Below are 17842 nucleotides of genomic sequence, written 5' to 3'. Positions count from 1 at the left end.
CTCACCCCAGTCACTTACTGGAGTAAGCTCCTGGGGATTCACTGCGTTGCCGCCTTCCTGCAACTCGAATTATTTTGGGTATAACGCCCTGGTTTTGCCGGTCAGAAAAATAAATGAATTCGCCGAACCGGACTGGAACAATAACGCCACGGTGATAATGGCGCCGGAGACAATTAACCGCCACCCTTGATCGAGGCCGGTGGCGGCAATAACCGAATCCACGGTGACTAAAAACAACGCCCCGGCAATGGTGCCGATAAACGTGCCCTTACCGCCGAGAATCGACGATCCCCCTACCACCACCGCGGCGATGGAAGGCAACAGGTAGGGATCGCCCATGCGCAGGGTTGCGCCGTCGGAATAGCCCGTGAGCAATGCCCCGCCCAGCGCCGCACACAGGCCGCTCAGTGCGTACGCCCCCACGGTAGTCATCCCCACCGGGATACCGCTGACCTTCGCCGCCCCCGCACTGCCGCCCAGCGCATACAAATTGCGCCCAAACACCGTGCGGGTTTGTATCGCCAGCCCCAGCAGACTAAAGACGATAAAGAACAGCACAATGCACGGAATGCCGAACAGGTTGCCTTTCACCAGCTCAGTCAGCAGCCGGGGCGATGCGCCCAGGGTACTGCCGCCGCTGGCACCCAGCGCCAGTGAGGCCACGATAATCCCGGTGCCCATCGTCATGATGAACGGCGGGATGCGCAGCAGCGTGATCCCCAGCCCGCTGATGGCGCCGATGGCCGCCGCGGACAGCAGGATAAAGGGCAGCATATAGGCGACGTTGTCGCCACTGCTGCCGATCATGCCCGCCGACATCACGCCGCCGTACATAAACAGTGAAGCCACCGACAAATCCATGCCGCCGGCCAGGATCACCAGCCCCTGGCCAAACGCCACCACCAGCAGGAACGAGGTCAGGGTAATGATCATCAATACCTGCGCCCAGGAGCCCAGCGCGGGGCTAATCACGCGGGAGAACAGGATCATCAACACGGTCACCGCCAGCAGCAGCAATGGCGCCACGGCTTCCGGGTTGAAGCGGCTGCTACCGCGCTGATCGACACGGCCTTCGCCGGGCGCCGTGAGGGTTGATTTATTCATGAGCGTGCTCCTGCGCGTGTCGGGCGATTAAGCAGCTTTTCGCAGACGATCGCGAAAATCAGCAATACCCCCTGGAAAAAGCCGATGTAGAAGGATGAAACGCCCATCGCGAACAGCATCTTTTGCATCAGCAGCAATACCGCCGCCCCCACCATCGAACCGAAAGCGCCGCCACGCCCGCCGCTGAGGCTGGTGCCGCCCAGCGCCACCGAGGCAAACGACAGCAGCAAAAAAGGCAGCCCGGAGTTGGGATCGCCGGTGGCCGTTTGCGCGCTGAGCATAAATCCGGCGGCGCCGTAAAAGCAGCCCGCCAGGATGAAAGCCTTACAGCGCGCCCACTTCACGCCGATGCCGGACAGCCCGGCGGCAGTGTCATCCGCGCCGATGGCATACAACGCAATGCCGGTATCGGTGCGTTTGATCGCCAACCACACCAGCGCAAATACCGCCAGCACCAGCGCCGATACCGGAATGGTCTGCCATAGCGTATCCGTCAACGTATCGCTGACGAACTCGGCAACCGAACCACCGGGCACCGGCATCAGGATCAGGGCGATCCCCTGGCCGATAATCATGGTGCCGAGCGTCGCGGCAATGCTTTGGATGCCGCGGTAGGCCACCAGGTAGCCGTTCACCAGGCCAAACAGCGCGCCGACGCCCATGCAAAGCAGCAGCGTAATCAGCGCGCCGCCCGGCCCTTCAAACGGCACCAGGGCGGTCAGTACGTTGGCGATGGAGATCACCCCGGCCAGCGACAGATCGAACCCACGCGTCAGCACCACCAACGTTTGCCCGGCCGCCGCCAGCGCCAACGGCGCGGCGTTGTTGATCAGGTTCGCGATGGCGTAGGCGCTGAAGGCGCTGGGTTCCGACCAGCCGTACAGCACATACATGATCAGATAGACCACCACCGCCAGCGCGGCCCCGCGCAGCGGCGGGATTTTGCCTTTTTTGGGCCGTAAGGAGCCCGGGGCCTTGTGGTGAAGGCCCTGTGATACGTCACTCATGGTCGAGCGTCCTGTTTAGCTGATTGCGGAATGCAAAGGCGGTTCCCGCTTAACGTAGCCCCGGCACCACGGTGATCGGCTTGGGCGCCAGGTGCCCGTGGCCGTCATGGTGGTGATGGTGATGCGCGTGATGATCCTGCGCCACCCGATCGAGCGTGGTGCAGGGATCGGCAATATGCGCCACGCGATGCAGGGAAACCGGCTGGCCATGCGGCGTGTGCAGATAGGCCAGGTGCCACAGCGCCTGCCGCTCGCTTACATCCTCGCCGCTTAGCAGCGCCTTTTGTTGCAACAAGGTTTCCAGCGCGCTCAGCCACTGGCGATAGTAGGCTTCGCCGGCGGTTTCATCTTCACGCTGTGGCTGCTGGCGGATGGTGTCGGCAAACGTCTGCACCCATTCGCTCCAGCGATACAGGCCATTGCGCGACAGTTGCAGCGCCGTGGCGAAGGCTTCGGCCTGCCACGGCTCGCCGAAAGCGATTTCCGGCTCATCGGCCTGGCCTGTGGTCTGTAAGGTCATGCTGATCATCGCTTACTCCCCCTTGGCGCCGTTGGCCGGCTCAATGTAGTCATCCCACAGATCGAGGTATACCGCGTCTTTGCTCTGCGTTTCTTCGCCCCACAACGCCTGCGCTTCAAAACGCACGCTGTAAACATGCTGCGGGTTTTCACCCTTGCCGTGGGCGTAGGTGTCCGGGAACACAAAGGAACCCTGGTGGCGCACCACGGTGCCGATCCGGCCGCGCACATAGCGCGGCAAGCGGGTATGCCCCAGCGGGTTAATATTTTTGGCCTGCACTTTATCGCCGGCGGCAAAGCGCACCGGGCGCTCAGTGGGGCGCACGTAAACCGGGTTGGTTTTCACTGCGCCATAGACCTGATCTTTTTCTAAAATTTTCATCATGCTTTCTCCTGCTGCGCCAGTTGCTGAACTTTCGCTTCCAACTCGTTGGCGGTGAACAGGCCGTTATCCAGCCCCAGGGTTTCCATCGCGTGATACCAGTGCACGTAATAAGGCGTGCTCAGGTACTCCGCCGGGTCCATCACCTCGATGGCATGGCGGAATTCGTCAATCGGGCACAGGCCGCCGGCAAAATACAGCGCAATGGTTGAAAATACCTGTTTCTCCCATTCGGCTTTAAACACCGGTTCTCCGGGGTTGATCGCCACCGGACCAAGATTATGCATACCGCCGACATCATGAATTGAGTTCATCGTTTTCTCCTGTTCAGGCTTTGGCTACCGGCGGCAGCACCGCAGTGCCAATCATCGAATCGCGCGTCACCAGCGCGGCCAGTTGGTCTTCGCTCAGGTTCTCACTGCCGGCCGGCCGCTGCGGCAGCACCATGTAACGGATTTCGGCGTTACTGTCCCAAACCCGCACTTCCACGCTGGCCGGCAGCTGCACGCCGAACTCTTCCAGCACCGCACGGGGTTCGATCACCGCGCGTGAACGGTATTGCGGCGCCTTATACCAGGTGGGCGGCAACCCGAGCGTCGGCCACGGGTAGCAGGAACACAGGGTGCACACCACCATGTTGTGGACATCCGCGGTGTTTTCCGCCACGAACATGTGGGCGCCTTCGAGGCCGGTAAAACCAAGCTCGGCGATGGCCGCCGTGGCATCATCCAGCAGGCGTGCCTTATAGGCCGGATCGCTCCAGGCTTTGGCGACCACTCTGGCGCCGTTCTTCGGCCCAAAGCGGTGCTCAAAAATATCGATAATTTCATCCACCGCTTCCGCTTTCAGGTAGCCCTTCTCAATCAATAAAGACTGGATGGCTTTAATCCGTAAGGTCGGAATATTCGGTGGTGTGGTTGGCTCCAGAATATCGCTCATGGTCTTTCCTCTTTTTTTACTTAATGCCGGATAACGTGCCTGGTGTTGCGGATACCGCGCAAAAAAAAAACCCCGTCAACTCTTGCGAGTTGCGGGGCATCTTTGCCGGTGTCCTGTTTATACTACTGCATTACAATCAATGCACAATCAAACGGTAATTTACGGGACGACAAAATGAAAAGCTTAACTGGTAAACAGTATGTTGCAAAAGTGATGCCATTCTCCCGGTTTATTTTATTTATATCCTAACCCGTTAAATTATCGATTAATTTTATTTTTCTTCGCTGAGCGGCGTTGATTAACGCTGCATTCAGACGACCTGTTTAAGTGCATTCTTTTCCCCATCGTGGTGCGGCAAGCCTTGCTAATAAACCTGGGATACGCCCTAGGTTAACTGAAGGGTATATTATCCGCAGCGAGACTTGAGCGTTGATAACCACTCCTGCTTACGCGCCAGAAAAATAATGCTGAATTCTTCTACCGTCTGCTGTTGCTCGGTCGCCAAGCGCCGCAGTAATTCATAAGACTGCTGCTCGCTGCATTTCAATTCCTGAATTAAGGACAGCTGCGCCGACAATAAAAAACGCCGTGAACGAATACGCAGCTCCTGTTGTTGCAGCGTATCCTTATGTGCGCGCTGGCGCTCAAAATGGTGCCGCGCCAGAATAATCGTCGATAAAATACCGTCGGTTTTTACCGGTTTGCGCAGGCAGCCGTCCACCTCCTGATCGATCACCCACGCCAGGCGGGAGGGCGTTTCCAGGCCCATCAGGGCGATTTTCGGCAGCTCGGGCCAACTGCTCTGGCCGATTTGCCGAATAAGTTGGCTATTGTCCGAATCAAAAATCACGCCGTCGTAAGGCTCGCTGAACACATCATGATGAAAATCGCCGAAGCTGTTTCCCTGTATGCCAAGCCGCTGAAACTGCAGCAGCAAGTGCTTTTCGTCACGAGGCGAGCAGCCGAACAGCGCAATTTTCAAACCACGCACTATCAGTCGTTTTTTCTGCACATTGCACCTCGCAGCGTGTTCTATAGCGAAAAGTCAGACCAGGTTAACCACGGATCCGCTTTTACCGGCTCCGGCGACTGCCACAGAATCTCGAAGCTGCCGTCTTTGCGCAGCCGGGCCAAACGCGGCGTCAGGCTGGCGTGGTTATTTTCCCGATTGATGCGGGTGGTGCCGTTCGGCGCCGCCAGGCTTTCACCGTATGCCGCCTCGCGCACTAGCGAAATATCGTCGCTGCCGCAGCGGTTGATCGCCCGGGCCAAAAAGTGCCCGCACATCCAGGCCGCTTCCGCATCCACCGTCGGGGTTGCGCTGTCACCGAAGCGGCGCCGGTAACGCTGAATAAACTGGCGGTTCTGTTCGTTGTCGATGCTTTGAAAATAGACCGCGGAAACCAGATAGCCTTCCAGCGCGTCAGCCCCCACCATCGCCACTTCCGATTCGCACAACGTCAGGCTAAGCCGCGCAATATGCGTTGAGCGCAGAAATTCATGATCCTGCGCCATGCTTTTCCACACGCGGTAAAAGCGATAGGCCGAGATCCCCACCAGTGTGACCAGGATCACCGGCGGGCGCCGGCGGATAATATCCAGGATCACCGCTTCAACATCGGTATCACCCAGCGGCAGGAACTGGCTGCGGATCAGGGTGCCGCCCTGGCAATCCAGCGCATCGCGCGTGATGCGGTCGATCTCTTCCGACCAGATATAGTGCGAACCGACGTGATAAATTTCTCCCGGATAGTGGTTCATCACATAGCTGAGCATCGGCAACACGTGCTGGTTGGGCACCGCGCCCAGATACATCACGTTACTGCTGCTTTCAAAGCCTTCATAACGGGCGCTATGCCACAAAAGCGCATTGGCGCCCTCCACTAGCGGCAAAATGATCTTGCGCGATGCCGAGGTATAGCAGCCGACAATGTGCTTTACCCCATGCCGGTGCAACAGATCACGGCAGTAACGGTAGTAGTTGTCCAGATCGCAGGCCGGATCGTAAATCACTGGCGCCAGGGTGAAATTCAGCCGGTTATCGGCGTTAACTTCTTCAATCGCCAACATAATGCCGTTGAGCATTTCCCGGCCGATACCGCCATATTGGCCGGATACGGAATAGAGCACGCCGACCGGGATGGTGGTTTTATGCTGATGATCGCGTGCCAAAGGGTAGCTGTCTGTCGAAAACATAGTTCTCCCGTTTACTCACATTCGCTGCCAATCGGATTGATCAATGGCCGGTAGTAGTGCGGCTGGCGCATGGCGACCAGATCCTTACGCCGCACCACATTGGTGGGGTAAACGGAATCCAGGTTGCTGGTATCAATATCCAGCACCGCCAGACCCTGTTCGGTGGTGATCAGCGCTTCGCTGCGTGGCCAGACAAAGGTATCCGGCCCAAACAGGCCGCTCAGCCCAGACAGATTGGCGTTGGCGTAGCCAAGATAAACGTTGTTTTCGCCGGCGCGTACCCGCGGTAGCAACCAGTGATAGCGCGTCGCGCCGGTGGCGATCGGGTAATTATGGGGCACGGCTGTGCCTGGGTGCGCCATCGGGCCGGGCAGATCCAACGCCGCCGGGCAGGCGATGATGTCGCAGCCGCGCATGGCCAAAATGCGCCCCGCCTCCGGGAAGTGGATATCATGGCCGATCAACAACCCTATGCGGCCACAAGGAATATCAAAGGTTTTCCACTCATCCCCCGGCGTGGCCCAGGTTTTATCCCCGGCGGTCAGGTGGATTTTGCGGTATACCCCCGCCAGGCCGTCCGGGCCAATCAGCAGGGCGGCATTGTAACGGCGATCGTCCTCGCCCTGCTCCGCCGTGCCGGCCACCAAATACAAACGCAGGCGCGCGGCCAGCGCCATCAAACTGGCGATCGCCGGGTGCTGCAGGCTAATCGGCGCGTCGGCGCCCGCCAGGCACAGTTCCGGCAGCGTGAGCAATTCCGCGCCCTGCGCGCTGGCCTGTTCGGCCAGCCGTTCAATCCGGCTAAGGTTGGCCGCCAGATCGCCGCCCGGCTGGAACTGGCCGACGGCAATACGCGAACGCTTGCCGGCCGGCAACGATTTGGTCGCGTACAGGCCGAAGAAATCCAGTGGGTTCCACATAAACGTATGCGTCATCAGCTCTTTGTACAATTCCGGCCGGCGCTGCGGCAAAAAGCTCTGGCGCTGGCCGGCCGGGCGCAGTTCGCCATACACGATCCCATCGCCGGTATCGCGCCAGGCCTGCACCTGGCCGTCAGGTTCAATGATGCAACTGCCGCCGCTGAACTGCACGCCGCGTTCCAGCCCCCAGCGGTTGCTTTCAATCAGATAGCAGCCGTTTTCATAGGCGCGGTTGATCCAATAAGGCGCCGGGGTACGCTCCGCCAGCCAGTTGCTGACGTGGCATATCACGTCTGCCTGCTGCAACCCGGCCAGACGCGCGGTTTCAATAAAATGAATGTCCATGCAGATCAACAGCGCGATATTGCCGATCGGGGTGGGGAAAACCTGGTGCCCCAGATCGCCGTTGGCCGCCCATTTGGGTTCAGAGATGTACGGATGAGTTTTGCGGTGTTTGCCGATCACGCCGTCCGGGCCGATCAACACCGCGCAATTGTAGTAAAGCCCGCTATATTCATCGACTTCGGGCAACCCGAGCACCAGGTAGCACTGGTGGCGCGCCGCAATCTTGCCGAAACGTTCGGTGGTGGGGCCGGGCACCGGCTCCACATAGGGCGCCACTTCATCGCGATCCAGCCAACAATATCCGGTGGTGCCCATTTCCGGCATCACGATCAGGCGTGCGCCCTGCGCCGCCGCCTCTTCGGTAAGTGCCAGCAACTGGAGAATATTTTCTTCTTTACAGAACTGGGTCGGTTCAAATTGTATTGCCGCAACGGAAACTGGCTGCTTAATCATGCTCACGCGCTCCTTGGGTAAAAAAAAGCCCCATCAACTGCGAGAGTTGACGGGGCATCTTTGCCGGATCATCTGTGGCGCCACCTTGCTCTGGCCACCGGGGCAACAGAGATTTCAGGTGATATACGAACTACTGAACGGATTAAAGCAATTTATGTACCAGCTTGTTTGTATATTGTTAACTCATTGGATATAAAATGATTAATAATTGCTAGCAGATGGTTGCCCGGCTCGCCCAAGCGCCTTGCCGCAGCCGGCGCGCACCATAACGGACGGGCTTGCACCACTGTTGTGCACAAGCGCCGCCATAAAACAAAACCCCGCCGGCGTTAGCCGCTGGCGGGGTTCGATGCACAGCGTCAGGCGCGGTTACTGCAGCATCACGTCCAGCGCACGCAGGTGCTTCGGCTGCCAGGAAAGCAACACCTCACTGCCAGCGCGCCAGCTGTTGTCCATTTTCGCCGGCGCCAGCTTCACCATAAAATTGCCCTGGCCGGCCACTTCCGTCAACATGCGGACGTGATCGCCCAGATAGATAAATTGCTGAATCTTGGCGCGAACCTGCTCATCCCCCGGCTCCTGCGCGTTAACGTTGATGCGTTCCGGGCGGATGCTAAGCTGGATTTTCTTGCCCGGTGAGCTTGGCCGTACTTTCAGCGCGCTCAATTGCGTGCCGTCGTCCAGTTTCACCAGGTAAAAATCGCCCTCTTTGCCCGCCTGGGTGGCCAACAAGCTGTTGTTTTCGCCGATAAACTGCGCCACAAAGGCATTTTCCGGCTCTTCGTAAAGTTTATTCGGGCTGTCCATCTGCTGGATCATGCCGTCGTTGAACACCGCCACCCGGTTCGACATGGTCATGGCTTCACTCTGATCGTGGGTGACATAGACCACCGTCAGGTTGAGCATCTCATGCAACTGCTTGATTTCCATCTGCATATGTTCACGCAGCTGTTTATCCAGCGCGCCCAGCGGCTCATCCATCAGCACCAGCTTGGGTTCAAACACCAGCGCCCGCGCCAGCGCCACGCGCTGCTGCTGGCCGCCGGACATCTGCGCCGGGTAGCGATCCGCCAGATCGGTCAGTTTCACCATGTTCAGCACGCGCTTAACGCGGTCGGTAATATCCGATTTATTCATACGGCGAATGGTCAGTGGGAACGCCAGATTTTGCGCCACCGTCATGTGCGGGAACAGCGCGTAGTTCTGGAATACCATGCCGATATCCCGTTGATGCGGCGGCAAATTATGCAACGGCCGATCGCGCAGCAATATCTCCCCTTCGGTGGGGTTTTCAAAACCGGCCAGCATCATCAAGCTGGTAGTTTTGCCCGAACCGGAAGGCCCCAGCAGGGTTAAAAACTCCCCTTCTTCCACATCCAGATTGAGATTACGAACCACCAACTTATCGCCGTCGTAACTCTTTTTAACATTGCGAAAACTGACAAACGTCCTCATGGGTATTCTCTCATCAAATCGTTCGCTAGCGGTTCAGGCACGAATCGTGCATAAATCTCATAGAGCGAGCTTCCGGTGGAGGGCTCTTTTTAAAGCATTACCACCGCGGATTTCCGAAAGCAAGCAGCTTTTGACAAGACAAAAGAAAAAACACCTGTTGGATATCCAACCAGGTGATTGTTTTATTTGTGTTTTTATTTTTTATTGTTTTTAAAACAGAAACCAACCAACAGGATTAGGCAACCACAGGCCCGCGCACGCCGCTGGTGCAAAGCGGCGATCAATGCGGCAGGCGCCGCTTCAGGCAGCGCACCACGTGGGCGAACGCCGTCTCAATGTGCGCTTCATCCACGCAGGCATAGCCCAGCAGCAACCCCCGCCGCTGGGCGCCGGCCAGGTAGTAGGCCGACAGCGGGCGCGTCAGCACCCCAGCCTGTTCCAGCTCAGCGCTCACCGCCACATCATCGATGCCGTCCGGCAACGCCAGAATCAGGTGCAGCCCGGCGTTGTTGTACGGCGCCAGAAATTCCGGCCCCAGTTCACGGGTGATCACCTCAATCAACGCCGCACGGCGCTTGTTGTACAACTGGCGCATACGCCGAACGTGCGCACCGTAGTGCCCCTCGCGGATAAACTCCGCCAACGTCAGCTGCATCAGGCCATTGCCGCCACGGTACAGCTCGGAATGCGCCATTTTCATGCGCGCCGCCAGCGGTTTCGGCAGCACCATGTAGCTAATGCGGATACCCGGATACAGCGTTTTGCTGAACGTGCCGAGGTAAATCACCGGCGCTCTGGGCACCATCCCCTGCAGCGCCTGGATCGGGCTTTCACTGAAGCGGAACTCGCTGTCGTAATCATCCTCCACCACCCAGCTGCCCCAGGTCTGGGCCAGTTCAAGCAGTTGGTGGCGGCGCTCCAGGCTCATCACCATGCCCATCGGGTACTGGTGGGAAGGCGTGACGCAAATCAGGCGCGGCGGAATATCGTCGCCGCGCAGCGCCGGCGGGTTCAGGCCATTGGCGTCAACCGGGATCGGCACGATGTCCACGCCGTTGACCGACAGCACATTGCGGATGCCCCAGTAGCCGGGCTCTTCCATCCAGGCCACATCGCCGTGATCGCACAGCATCTTCGCCAGAAAATCCAGCGACTGGTGGGTGCCGGCGGTGATGACGATCTGATCCGCGCTGCACACCACCGAGCGCACCACCCGCAGGTATTCGGCCAGCGCCTGCTGCAACGGCACACAGCCGCTGGGGTGTGAGTAACTCAGCGATTCCACCGGCAACCGTCGGCTCAGGCGGTTTTGGATCTTGCGCCAGGTGTCATGGGGAAAGTGGCTGACGTCCGGTACGCCAGGCATAAACGCCCCCCACTGGTACGGGCTGGCGCCGCGGCGGCTCAACAGGCGCGTGCCGCGCTTGGACAGCGACAACAGGCCAAATGGCGCGCCCTGATCCTCAGCGGCATAGGCTTCGGCGTTCGGGTGCGGCTCCGGCAAGTGCTCGCTGACGAAGGTGCCGCTGCCGGTGCGGGTTTGCAGATACCCTTCTGACTGCAGCTGTTCGTAGGCGGTCAGCACGGTGTTACGGGAAATGGACAATTCCCGGGCCAGATCGCGCGAGGCGGGCAGCCGGGTTGCCGGCGCAATTGCCCCCTCTTCAATCGCCTGTTGCAATGCATCGTATAAGCGCTTGCCAAGCGCACCGCTTTCCCGCTGGCTTAACCGATGCGCAAGGAAGTCACCCAGTAACGATCGCAAATTGGTACCTCAAAATAGTTAAAACTGGCACTGGATAATAAAACCGTCAAAAAGCTAAAAAGCAAGGGGGCAACGGAACAACGCAGGCATCCCGGTACAGCAGCGCTTACCGGAATGACGTGCCGGAAACGTGAAACAATGCCAGTTTAGCCGCGCCAGGCCATGCCGCACCAGAACAACGCGAATAAACCGTGTTATCACAGCAATACGGCCCCAGCCAGTCTGGCTGGCATGGCACATAAACTGCATGGTTTCCAACCATGATATTTCAAAATATGTACAACTGATTTCGGGTCTTCCCTTCCAACTACGCGTTATCAAGGAGTCACCGTATGCATAAGAAAATTGCTGCTCTTGCCGTTTTAACCATGATGGCATTCACCGCCCAGGCTGAAACCTTAACCGTGGTGTCATTTGGCGGCGTGAACAAGGATGCTCAGGATAAGGCTTTCTACAAACCGTTTGCCGCCGCAGGCAAAGGCACCATCGAACCCGGCGAATACAACGGCGAAATGGCGCGCATCCGCGCGATGGTCGAAACCGGCCAAGTGGGTTGGGACGTGGTCGAAGTGGAAGGCCCCGAGCTGTTGCGCGGCTGCGATGAAGGGCTGTTTGAACAGCTCGACTGGAGCAAGCTCGGCAACGAGAGCGATTTTGTGCCGGGCGCGGTGAGCGAATGCGGCGCCGGGATTTTCCTGTGGTCAACGGTACTGACCTACGATGCGAAGAAGCTGAAACAGCCCCCGACCGGCTGGAACGACTTCTGGGACACGAAAAAATTCCCCGGCAAACGCGCGCTGCGTAAAAGCGCCAAGTTCACGCTGGAAATCGCCCTGCTGGCGGACGGCGTAAAACGCGAGGATATCTACAAAGTGCTGGCGACGCCGGCCGGCGTCGATCGCGCCTTTAAAAAGCTGGATCAGATCAAACCGAATATTCAGTGGTGGGAATCCGGCGCGCAGCCGCTGCAGTGGCTGGTGTCGGGCGACGTAGTGATGACCAGCGCCTACAACGGCCGTATCAGCGCCGCGCAGAAAGAAGGCCACGACTTCAACATCATCTGGAACAACAGCATTTACGATCTGGACAGTTGGGCCATCATCAAAGGCTCCAAGCACAAGGCATTGGCGGAGCAGTTCATCGCCTTCGCCAACCAGCCGGAAAACCAGAAGGTATTTGCTGAAAATATCCCTTACGGCCCGACCAACAAAAACACCAGCAAGCTGATTGAACCCGGCCTGTTGGCTCAGTTGCCGACCGCCCCGGATAACCTGGCCAATTCGCTGCAGGTCGATACCAACTTCTGGATTGAACATGGCGAAGATCTGGAACAACGCTTCAACGCCTGGGCGTCGAAATAACACCTGATGCGGCCAGCAATGGCCGCAGTTGCCGAATCACCTACATCAGGGAGCCTGCCGCCAATGAGCCAAAATACCCTCATGGACAATACCGTGGACAATAACCCAAAAACTCAGGCCCCTCCGCAGACCCAGCGGTTTAGCAAAGGCAACGGCGCCAAGACGCGCCGTTCGCTGTGGCTGATTGCCCCTTTGCTGATTTTTGTCGTGGTCTGCTTCCTGTTCCCAATTGGCGCGATCCTGATCAAAAGCGTGCAAAACCCGGAGCTGCAGGAAACCATGCCCAATACGTTGGTGGCGCTGGAAAAGTGGGACGGCCAAATGCTGCCTGACGAAACATTGTTCGCCAGCGTCGGCCAGGATCTGATCGCCGCGCGTGAAAGCGGCAAAATCGCCACCATCGCCAAACGCATGAGCTATGAAGACAGCAGTTTCCGCCGGCTGATCACCGCCACCCCGCGCGCCATGCCCAAAGACGGCAACGACGTGAAGAGCACGCTGATAAAAGCCCTGCCGCAGTGGGGCGAGCTGAGCACCTGGCATGCGCTGCAACGTGCGGCGGCGCCGGTGACGCCGTATTACCTGCTGGCGGTATTCGACCGTAAGGTGAATATCGACAACGGCAGTATCGAGAAGCTGCCGGCCGACCAGGCGCTGTATGTCAATGTGCTGCTGCGCACCCTGTGGATGGCAACGGTGGTAACGTTGCTGTGCGTCGGCTTTGGCTACCCGCTAGCCTATTGGCTGTCGAAGCAGCCTACCGGTCGCGCCAACGTACTGATGATCCTGGTGCTGCTGCCTTTCTGGACGTCGCTTATCGTACGTACCGCCAGTTGGATTGTGCTGCTGCAGTCGGGCGGCCTGATTAACCGCGCCCTGCTGGGGCTGAATATCATCGATCATCCGCTGACGCTGGTGTTCAACCGCATCGGGGTTTATATCTCGATGACCCATATCCTGATGCCGTTTATCGTGCTGCCGCTGTATGCGGTCATGAAAGGCATTTCCCCCAACTATGTCCGTGCCGCCATCTCGCTCGGCGCCCACCCTTTCAGCGCGTTCTGGCGGGTTTACGTGCCGCAAACTTATGCCGGTGTCACCGCCGGCGCGCTGCTGGTGTTCATGATGGCGATCGGCTACTACGTTACCCCGGCGCTGCTCGGCGGGCCGGAAGATCAAATGGTGAGCTATTTCGTGGCCTTCTTTACCAATACCACCATGAACTGGGGTATGGCCGCGGCGCTCGGTACACAACTGCTGGTGATCGTGATGCTGCTGTATGTGGTGTATATCCGCGTCACGCGCACATCTGCCGAAGCGGCAGCCCATTAAGGCGAGGAGAACAGTGATGAAACAGGAAGGGGCTTTCTTACTCAACTTTTGGCGAGTGATCTTTAACTTCTACAGCGCGGCGGTGTTGCTGTTCCTGATAGTGCCAGTGCTGATCATCGTGCCGCTTTCCTTTAACAGCGGCTCGTTCCTCAGCTACCCGTTAGCCGGGTTTTCCCTGCGCTGGTACAGTTCGTTCTTCAACTCGCCCGAGTGGATTGGCGCGCTGGGCAACAGCCTGATGGTGGCGCCACTCGCCACCCTGCTGGCGACGGTGCTGGGCGTGCTGGCCTCGATGGGGCTGGCGCACACCGAGTTCCGCGGCAAGAACCTGGCGATGGCGATCATCATTTCGCCAATGGTGGCGCCGGTGGTGATCGTGGCCGTCGGCATGTTCTTTTTCTTCGCCCGCATTTCACTGCTCAACAGTTATCTGGGCCTGGTGCTGGCGCACGCGTTGCTCGGGGTGCCGTTTGTGGTGATCACCGTCACCGCGGTGCTGAAAAGCTACGACACCACGCTGTCACGCGCCGCCGCCAGCCTGGGCGCCAACCCGTTCCTGGTGTTCCGTAAAATCACCCTGCCGCTGATCGCGCCAGGGGTGTTTTCCGGTGCGCTGTTCGCCTTTGCCGCCTCGTTTGATGAAGTGGTGGTCACGCTGTTTCTCGCCAGCCCGCGCCAGCGCACATTGCCGATACAAATGTTCGCCGGCATCCGTGAAAACCTTGACCCAACCATCGCCGCGGCCGCAACCTTAATGATTGGCGCATCGCTGCTGCTGTTGATCGTTATGGAGATGCTGCGCCGCCGTGGAGAACGCATGCGCCTGGCGCACCCGGCGCATTAAACGCGAACAATGCTCCGTTTTCAGCCAGCCCCGCGTGCCGTTAACGTGGGGCTGCGCCTTTACTGCAGCAAACATCATAGGGAGGTTTCGCGATGCAACAGCCAAAAAAAACGCTCCTGCTCACGGGCGCCAGCCGGGGTATCGGCCACGCCACGGTTAAACACTTTCACGCCGCGGGCTGGAAAATTTATACCGCCTCGCGCCAAAGCTGGGCGGAAGAGTGCCCCTGGGCCGAAGGGCTACTGAACCATATTCACCTCGATCTGGCCGACATCGATCAACTGCAGCAAAGCCTGCCGATGATCAAAAGTCTGCTCGGCGGCCGCCTTGATGCGCTGGTGAACAACGCCGGCATTTCGCCAAAAAACGATCAAGGCGGGCGGCTTGGCGTGCTTGAAACCGATTACGCCACCTGGCTCCAGGTATTTAACGTCAATCTATTTTCCACTGCCATTCTGGCCCGCGGGCTGTTTGATGAGCTCAAAGCCGCGCACGGCAGCATCACCAATGTCACCTCGATTGCCGGCAGCAAAGTGCACCCGTTCGCCGGCGTGGCGTATGCCACATCCAAGGCGGCGCTTTCAGCACTGACGCGTGAAATGGCCCATGACTTCGGCCAACAGGGCGTGCGGGTGAATGCGATCGCCCCCGGTGAAATTGAAACCTCGATTTTATCCCCCGGCACTATGGAAATTGTCGAACAGACGGTGCCGCTGCAGCGGCTGGGCAAGCCGGAAGAAGTCGCCTCGCTGATTTACTTCCTCAGCACCCAGGGGGCAGCCTATATCAATGGGGCAGAAATCCACGTAGACGGGGGCCAACATGTCTGATCTTGCCACCACGCCGGCGCTGTTCACCACCGACGTGCCACCGATTGATGCCCGGCTTGCCGGGCAGTTATTGCGTGAAAGCTACGGCCTTGAAGGCCAGGTAACCCCGCTGCCGGGTGAGCGCGACCGCAACTTTTGCCTGGCCTGCGCCGATGGGCAGCAAATGATGGCGCGCTTCATCAACCCTGCCGAGGCCGCGCAGGAAATTGATTTTCAAACCGCGATGCTGGCACACGTTGCCGCGCACAACCGCAGCCTGCCGGTGCCACGCCTGATTAGCGCGTTGGACGGCAGCCTGCAACCGCAGATCGAGGTGAACGGGGTGACTTTATCGGTGCGGGTGGTGAGCTATCTGCCCGGTACGCCGCAGCACCGCCAGGCGCCGAACGCCACCTTTATGGCGCAGCTTGGCCGCACGCTGGCGCAGTTGGATCTTGCTCTGCAAAGCTTCCGCCACCCCGGCGCGCAGCGCGATCTGCTGTGGGATATCACCCACCCGGAACGGCTGGCGCCCAAGCTGGCGGTGATTAACGATGCGGAACAGCAGCGCCTGATCCGCCGGGTATTGGAAAACCATCACGAGCGGGTCGCGCCGCTGAAGTTTTCGGTGCGCCGCCAAGTGATCCACAACGATCTCAACCCCCATAACGTGCTGGCCGACGATAGCGGCACGCAGGTAAGCGGCATTATCGACTTTGGCGATGCACTTTACGCGCCGATGATTAACGATCTGGCCACGGCGCTGGCCTATCAGTTGACCGACGAAGCGGACCCGCTGCGGCTGGCCAGGCCGTTTATCCATGCCTATCACCAGGCGTTGCCGCTCACCGATACCGAACTGCAGGTGTTGCCGGATCTGATCGCCACCCGTCTGTGCCTGACCATCACCATTGCCGGTTGGCGAGCCACCCTGTACCCCGGCAACCGCGACTATATTCTGCGTAATGTTCCCCCGGCCTGGCGCAACCTGAGCCGCCTGATGCGCCTGTCGCATTACCAGATTTGCGCGCAGTTGCGTGCGGCCGCCCATGAGGAGAAAGCACCATGAGCAGCGACAGTGAATTGTTGGCCCAGCGCGAACGCCTGCTGGGCGGCGGCTACCGCCTGTTTTATCAACGCCCGCTGCACCCGGTGCGCGGCGAAGGCGTATGGCTGTTCGACGCCGAAGGGCGGCGCTATCTGGATATGTATAACAATGTCGCTTCGGTCGGCCATTGCCACCCGGCGGTGGTGGAAGCGATCGCCCAACAGGCCGCCCAGCTCAATACGCATACCCGCTATCTGCATGAGGCGATCGTCGAATACGCGCAAACGCTGCTGCAAGAATTCCCGCCCGAGCTGGGCAACCTGACCATGACCTGCAGCGGCAGCGAGGCCAACGATCTGGCGCTGCGCATCGCCCGCGAGATCACCGGCGGTACCGTCGCCATCGTCACCCGCTGGGCCTATCACGGCGTGACCAGCGCCATCTCTGCCCTTTCGCCTTCGCTCGGCATCACGCTGGGCGACCAGGTGCGGACGATCGACGCCCCCGACAGCTACCGCCAGCCAGGGCAATGGTTGAACAGCCTGCGCCAGGTGCTGGATGCGTTGCAGCAGGCCGGGCAGCGGCCGGCGGCGCTGCTGATGGATACCATCTATTCCAGCGATGGCGTGTTCAGCCCGCTGCCGGGGGAAATGCAGCAGGCCGCAGCGCTGATCCGAGCCGCCGGCGGCCTGTTCATCGCCGATGAAGTGCAAGCGGGCTTTGCCCGCACCGGCAGCCATTTCTGGGGCTTCGCCCGCCATGGCGTGGTGCCGGATATAGTGACCATGGGCAAACCGATGGGCAACGGCCACCCGGTGGCCGGGGTGGTCGGCCGCCCGGCGCTGTTCAGCGAATTCGGCCAGCGCCAACGCTACTTTAATACCTTCGGCGGCAACCCGGTCTCCTGCCGCGCCGCGCAGGCGGTGTTGCAGGTGATCCGCAACGAAAAGCTGCAGCAAAACGCCGAAAGCAGCGGGGAAAAACTGCGCCACGGCCTGCGCAAGCTTGCCGAACGCTACCCGCTGATTGGCGACGTGCGGGGCGCCGGGCTGTTTATCGGCGTGGAGCTGGTGACCGATCGCGCGCAGAAAACGCCGGCACCGCTGCTGGCCGCCCAGGTGGTTAACCTGCTGCGCGAACGCGGCGTGTTAATCAGCACCACGGGCCCGCTGGCCAACATCCTGAAAATCCGCCCGCCGCTGGTGTTTAACCAACAGCACTGCAGCCTGTTCCTGGAAACGCTGGAAGGCGTGCTGGCTACGTTGCATTAACCCGCTAACCACACCGTCGCCATCCCCTCCCCATCGCTAAACTGACGAGGCCGCCCCAGCGGCGGCCTTATCCTACGCCACTGCACCATTTT

Annotated in this window: 17 protein-coding genes; 6 read left to right on the top strand and 11 right to left on the bottom strand. The window is 59.3% G+C overall.

The genetic code is table 11. The features are described from left to right. Nucleotides 1-69: 69 nt before the first annotated feature. The 11 genes from AC559G_RS01790 to pdxR form a co-directional block, all read right to left on the bottom strand. Nucleotides 70-1104: an ABC transporter permease gene (locus tag AC559G_RS01790; protein ID WP_498910845.1), complete on the bottom strand. Its 1035-nt coding sequence runs from the start codon at nucleotides 1102-1104 to the stop codon at nucleotides 70-72. Continuing rightward, the gene (locus AC559G_RS01785) at nucleotides 1101-2111 is read right to left on the bottom strand and encodes an ABC transporter permease (RefSeq protein ID WP_438598696.1); all 1011 of its coding nucleotides are present in this window, start codon (nucleotides 2109-2111) and stop codon (nucleotides 1101-1103) included. The genes AC559G_RS01790 and AC559G_RS01785 overlap by 4 nt, the downstream gene beginning before the upstream one ends. 49 nt (nucleotides 2112-2160) lie before the next feature. Further along, nucleotides 2161-2640, bottom strand: a complete 480-nt coding sequence (locus tag AC559G_RS01780) for a nitrile hydratase accessory protein (protein ID WP_498910842.1) — start codon at nucleotides 2638-2640, stop codon at nucleotides 2161-2163. A gap of 3 nt (nucleotides 2641-2643) precedes the next feature. Then, nucleotides 2644-3015 (bottom strand): SH3-like domain-containing protein, encoded by a 372-nt coding sequence (locus tag AC559G_RS01775; protein WP_498910840.1) that lies wholly within the window; start codon nucleotides 3013-3015, stop codon nucleotides 2644-2646. Further along, the gene (locus tag AC559G_RS01770; RefSeq protein WP_498910838.1) at nucleotides 3012-3326 is read right to left on the bottom strand and encodes a hypothetical protein; all 315 of its coding nucleotides are present in this window, start codon (nucleotides 3324-3326) and stop codon (nucleotides 3012-3014) included. The genes AC559G_RS01775 and AC559G_RS01770 overlap by 4 nt, the downstream gene beginning before the upstream one ends. A 13-nt stretch (nucleotides 3327-3339) precedes the next feature. After that, on the bottom strand, nucleotides 3340-3951 hold the full coding sequence (gene nthA, locus AC559G_RS01765) for a nitrile hydratase subunit alpha (protein WP_279028228.1): 612 nt from the start codon (nucleotides 3949-3951) through the stop codon (nucleotides 3340-3342). Nucleotides 3952-4357: 406 nt separating this feature from the next. After that, nucleotides 4358-4963 (bottom strand): ANTAR domain-containing response regulator, encoded by a 606-nt coding sequence (locus AC559G_RS01760; protein ID WP_416261732.1) that lies wholly within the window; start codon nucleotides 4961-4963, stop codon nucleotides 4358-4360. Between the two features lie 20 nt (nucleotides 4964-4983). Further along, nucleotides 4984-6147 (bottom strand): transporter substrate-binding domain-containing protein, encoded by a 1164-nt coding sequence (locus tag AC559G_RS01755; protein ID WP_346078700.1) that lies wholly within the window; start codon nucleotides 6145-6147, stop codon nucleotides 4984-4986. Nucleotides 6148-6158: 11 nt separating this feature from the next. Continuing rightward, nucleotides 6159-7865 (bottom strand): carbon-nitrogen hydrolase family protein, encoded by a 1707-nt coding sequence (locus AC559G_RS01750; RefSeq protein ID WP_498910835.1) that lies wholly within the window; start codon nucleotides 7863-7865, stop codon nucleotides 6159-6161. 369 nt (nucleotides 7866-8234) lie between these two features. Further along, nucleotides 8235-9320, bottom strand: a complete 1086-nt coding sequence (locus AC559G_RS01745; protein ID WP_498910833.1) for an ABC transporter ATP-binding protein — start codon at nucleotides 9318-9320, stop codon at nucleotides 8235-8237. 280 nt (nucleotides 9321-9600) lie between these two features. After that, nucleotides 9601-11085 (bottom strand): aminotransferase-like domain-containing protein, encoded by a 1485-nt coding sequence (pdxR, locus tag AC559G_RS01740; protein ID WP_498910831.1) that lies wholly within the window; start codon nucleotides 11083-11085, stop codon nucleotides 9601-9603. A gap of 332 nt (nucleotides 11086-11417) precedes the next feature. Between pdxR and AC559G_RS01735 the strand changes: the two genes are divergently transcribed. The 6 genes from AC559G_RS01735 to AC559G_RS01710 all read left to right on the top strand — a co-directional run bounded on the left by AC559G_RS01735 (nucleotide 11418) and on the right by AC559G_RS01710 (nucleotide 17750). Beyond that, complete coding sequence (locus AC559G_RS01735) at nucleotides 11418-12446, top strand: ABC transporter substrate-binding protein (protein WP_498910829.1); 1029 nt, start codon at nucleotides 11418-11420, stop codon at nucleotides 12444-12446. Nucleotides 12447-12509: 63 nt separating this feature from the next. After that, on the top strand, nucleotides 12510-13778 hold the full coding sequence (locus AC559G_RS01730; protein ID WP_498910827.1) for an ABC transporter permease: 1269 nt from the start codon (nucleotides 12510-12512) through the stop codon (nucleotides 13776-13778). Nucleotides 13779-13794: 16 nt separating this feature from the next. Next, on the top strand, nucleotides 13795-14622 hold the full coding sequence (locus AC559G_RS01725) for an ABC transporter permease (RefSeq protein WP_438598688.1): 828 nt from the start codon (nucleotides 13795-13797) through the stop codon (nucleotides 14620-14622). A gap of 92 nt (nucleotides 14623-14714) precedes the next feature. Continuing rightward, the gene (locus AC559G_RS01720) at nucleotides 14715-15452 is read left to right on the top strand and encodes an SDR family NAD(P)-dependent oxidoreductase (protein ID WP_498910825.1); all 738 of its coding nucleotides are present in this window, start codon (nucleotides 14715-14717) and stop codon (nucleotides 15450-15452) included. Next, nucleotides 15445-16500, top strand: coding sequence for an aminotransferase class III-fold pyridoxal phosphate-dependent enzyme (locus AC559G_RS01715; RefSeq protein ID WP_498910823.1), 1056 nt, complete (start codon nucleotides 15445-15447; stop codon nucleotides 16498-16500). The genes AC559G_RS01720 and AC559G_RS01715 overlap by 8 nt, the downstream gene beginning before the upstream one ends. Continuing rightward, complete coding sequence (locus AC559G_RS01710) at nucleotides 16497-17750, top strand: aspartate aminotransferase family protein (RefSeq protein WP_498910821.1); 1254 nt, start codon at nucleotides 16497-16499, stop codon at nucleotides 17748-17750. The genes AC559G_RS01715 and AC559G_RS01710 overlap by 4 nt, the downstream gene beginning before the upstream one ends. Nucleotides 17751-17842: the final 92 nt, after the last annotated feature.

It is taken from the genome of Gibbsiella greigii, assembly GCF_039540155.1.
GTDB classification, from domain to species: Bacteria; Pseudomonadota; Gammaproteobacteria; order Enterobacterales; family Enterobacteriaceae; genus Gibbsiella; species Gibbsiella quercinecans.
This window is presented reverse-complemented; position numbering and strand designations above follow the sequence as displayed.

Bases quoted from the DNA above. Each gene is read 5' to 3' on its own strand.
- AC559G_RS01745 (WP_498910833.1), bottom strand. From the start codon at position 9,320: ATGAGGACGTTTGTCAGTTTTCGCAATGTTAAAAAGAGTTACGACGGC.
- AC559G_RS01710 (WP_498910821.1), top strand. From the start codon at position 16,497: ATGAGCAGCGACAGTGAATTGTTGGCCCAGCGCGAACGCCTGCTGGGC.
- AC559G_RS01790 (WP_498910845.1), bottom strand. From the start codon at position 1,104: ATGAATAAATCAACCCTCACGGCGCCCGGCGAAGGCCGTGTCGATCAG.
- nthA (WP_279028228.1), bottom strand. From the start codon at position 3,951: ATGAGCGATATTCTGGAGCCAACCACACCACCGAATATTCCGACCTTA.
- AC559G_RS01730 (WP_498910827.1), top strand. From the start codon at position 12,510: ATGAGCCAAAATACCCTCATGGACAATACCGTGGACAATAACCCAAAA.
- AC559G_RS01775 (WP_498910840.1), bottom strand. From the start codon at position 3,015: ATGATGAAAATTTTAGAAAAAGATCAGGTCTATGGCGCAGTGAAAACC.
- AC559G_RS01770 (WP_498910838.1), bottom strand. From the start codon at position 3,326: ATGAACTCAATTCATGATGTCGGCGGTATGCATAATCTTGGTCCGGTG.
- AC559G_RS01735 (WP_498910829.1), top strand. From the start codon at position 11,418: ATGCATAAGAAAATTGCTGCTCTTGCCGTTTTAACCATGATGGCATTC.
- AC559G_RS01755 (WP_346078700.1), bottom strand. From the start codon at position 6,147: ATGTTTTCGACAGACAGCTACCCTTTGGCACGCGATCATCAGCATAAA.
- AC559G_RS01750 (WP_498910835.1), bottom strand. From the start codon at position 7,865: ATGATTAAGCAGCCAGTTTCCGTTGCGGCAATACAATTTGAACCGACC.
- AC559G_RS01785 (WP_438598696.1), bottom strand. From the start codon at position 2,111: ATGAGTGACGTATCACAGGGCCTTCACCACAAGGCCCCGGGCTCCTTA.
- AC559G_RS01780 (WP_498910842.1), bottom strand. From the start codon at position 2,640: ATGATCAGCATGACCTTACAGACCACAGGCCAGGCCGATGAGCCGGAA.
- AC559G_RS01725 (WP_438598688.1), top strand. From the start codon at position 13,795: ATGAAACAGGAAGGGGCTTTCTTACTCAACTTTTGGCGAGTGATCTTT.
- AC559G_RS01720 (WP_498910825.1), top strand. From the start codon at position 14,715: ATGCAACAGCCAAAAAAAACGCTCCTGCTCACGGGCGCCAGCCGGGGT.
- AC559G_RS01715 (WP_498910823.1), top strand. From the start codon at position 15,445: ATGTCTGATCTTGCCACCACGCCGGCGCTGTTCACCACCGACGTGCCA.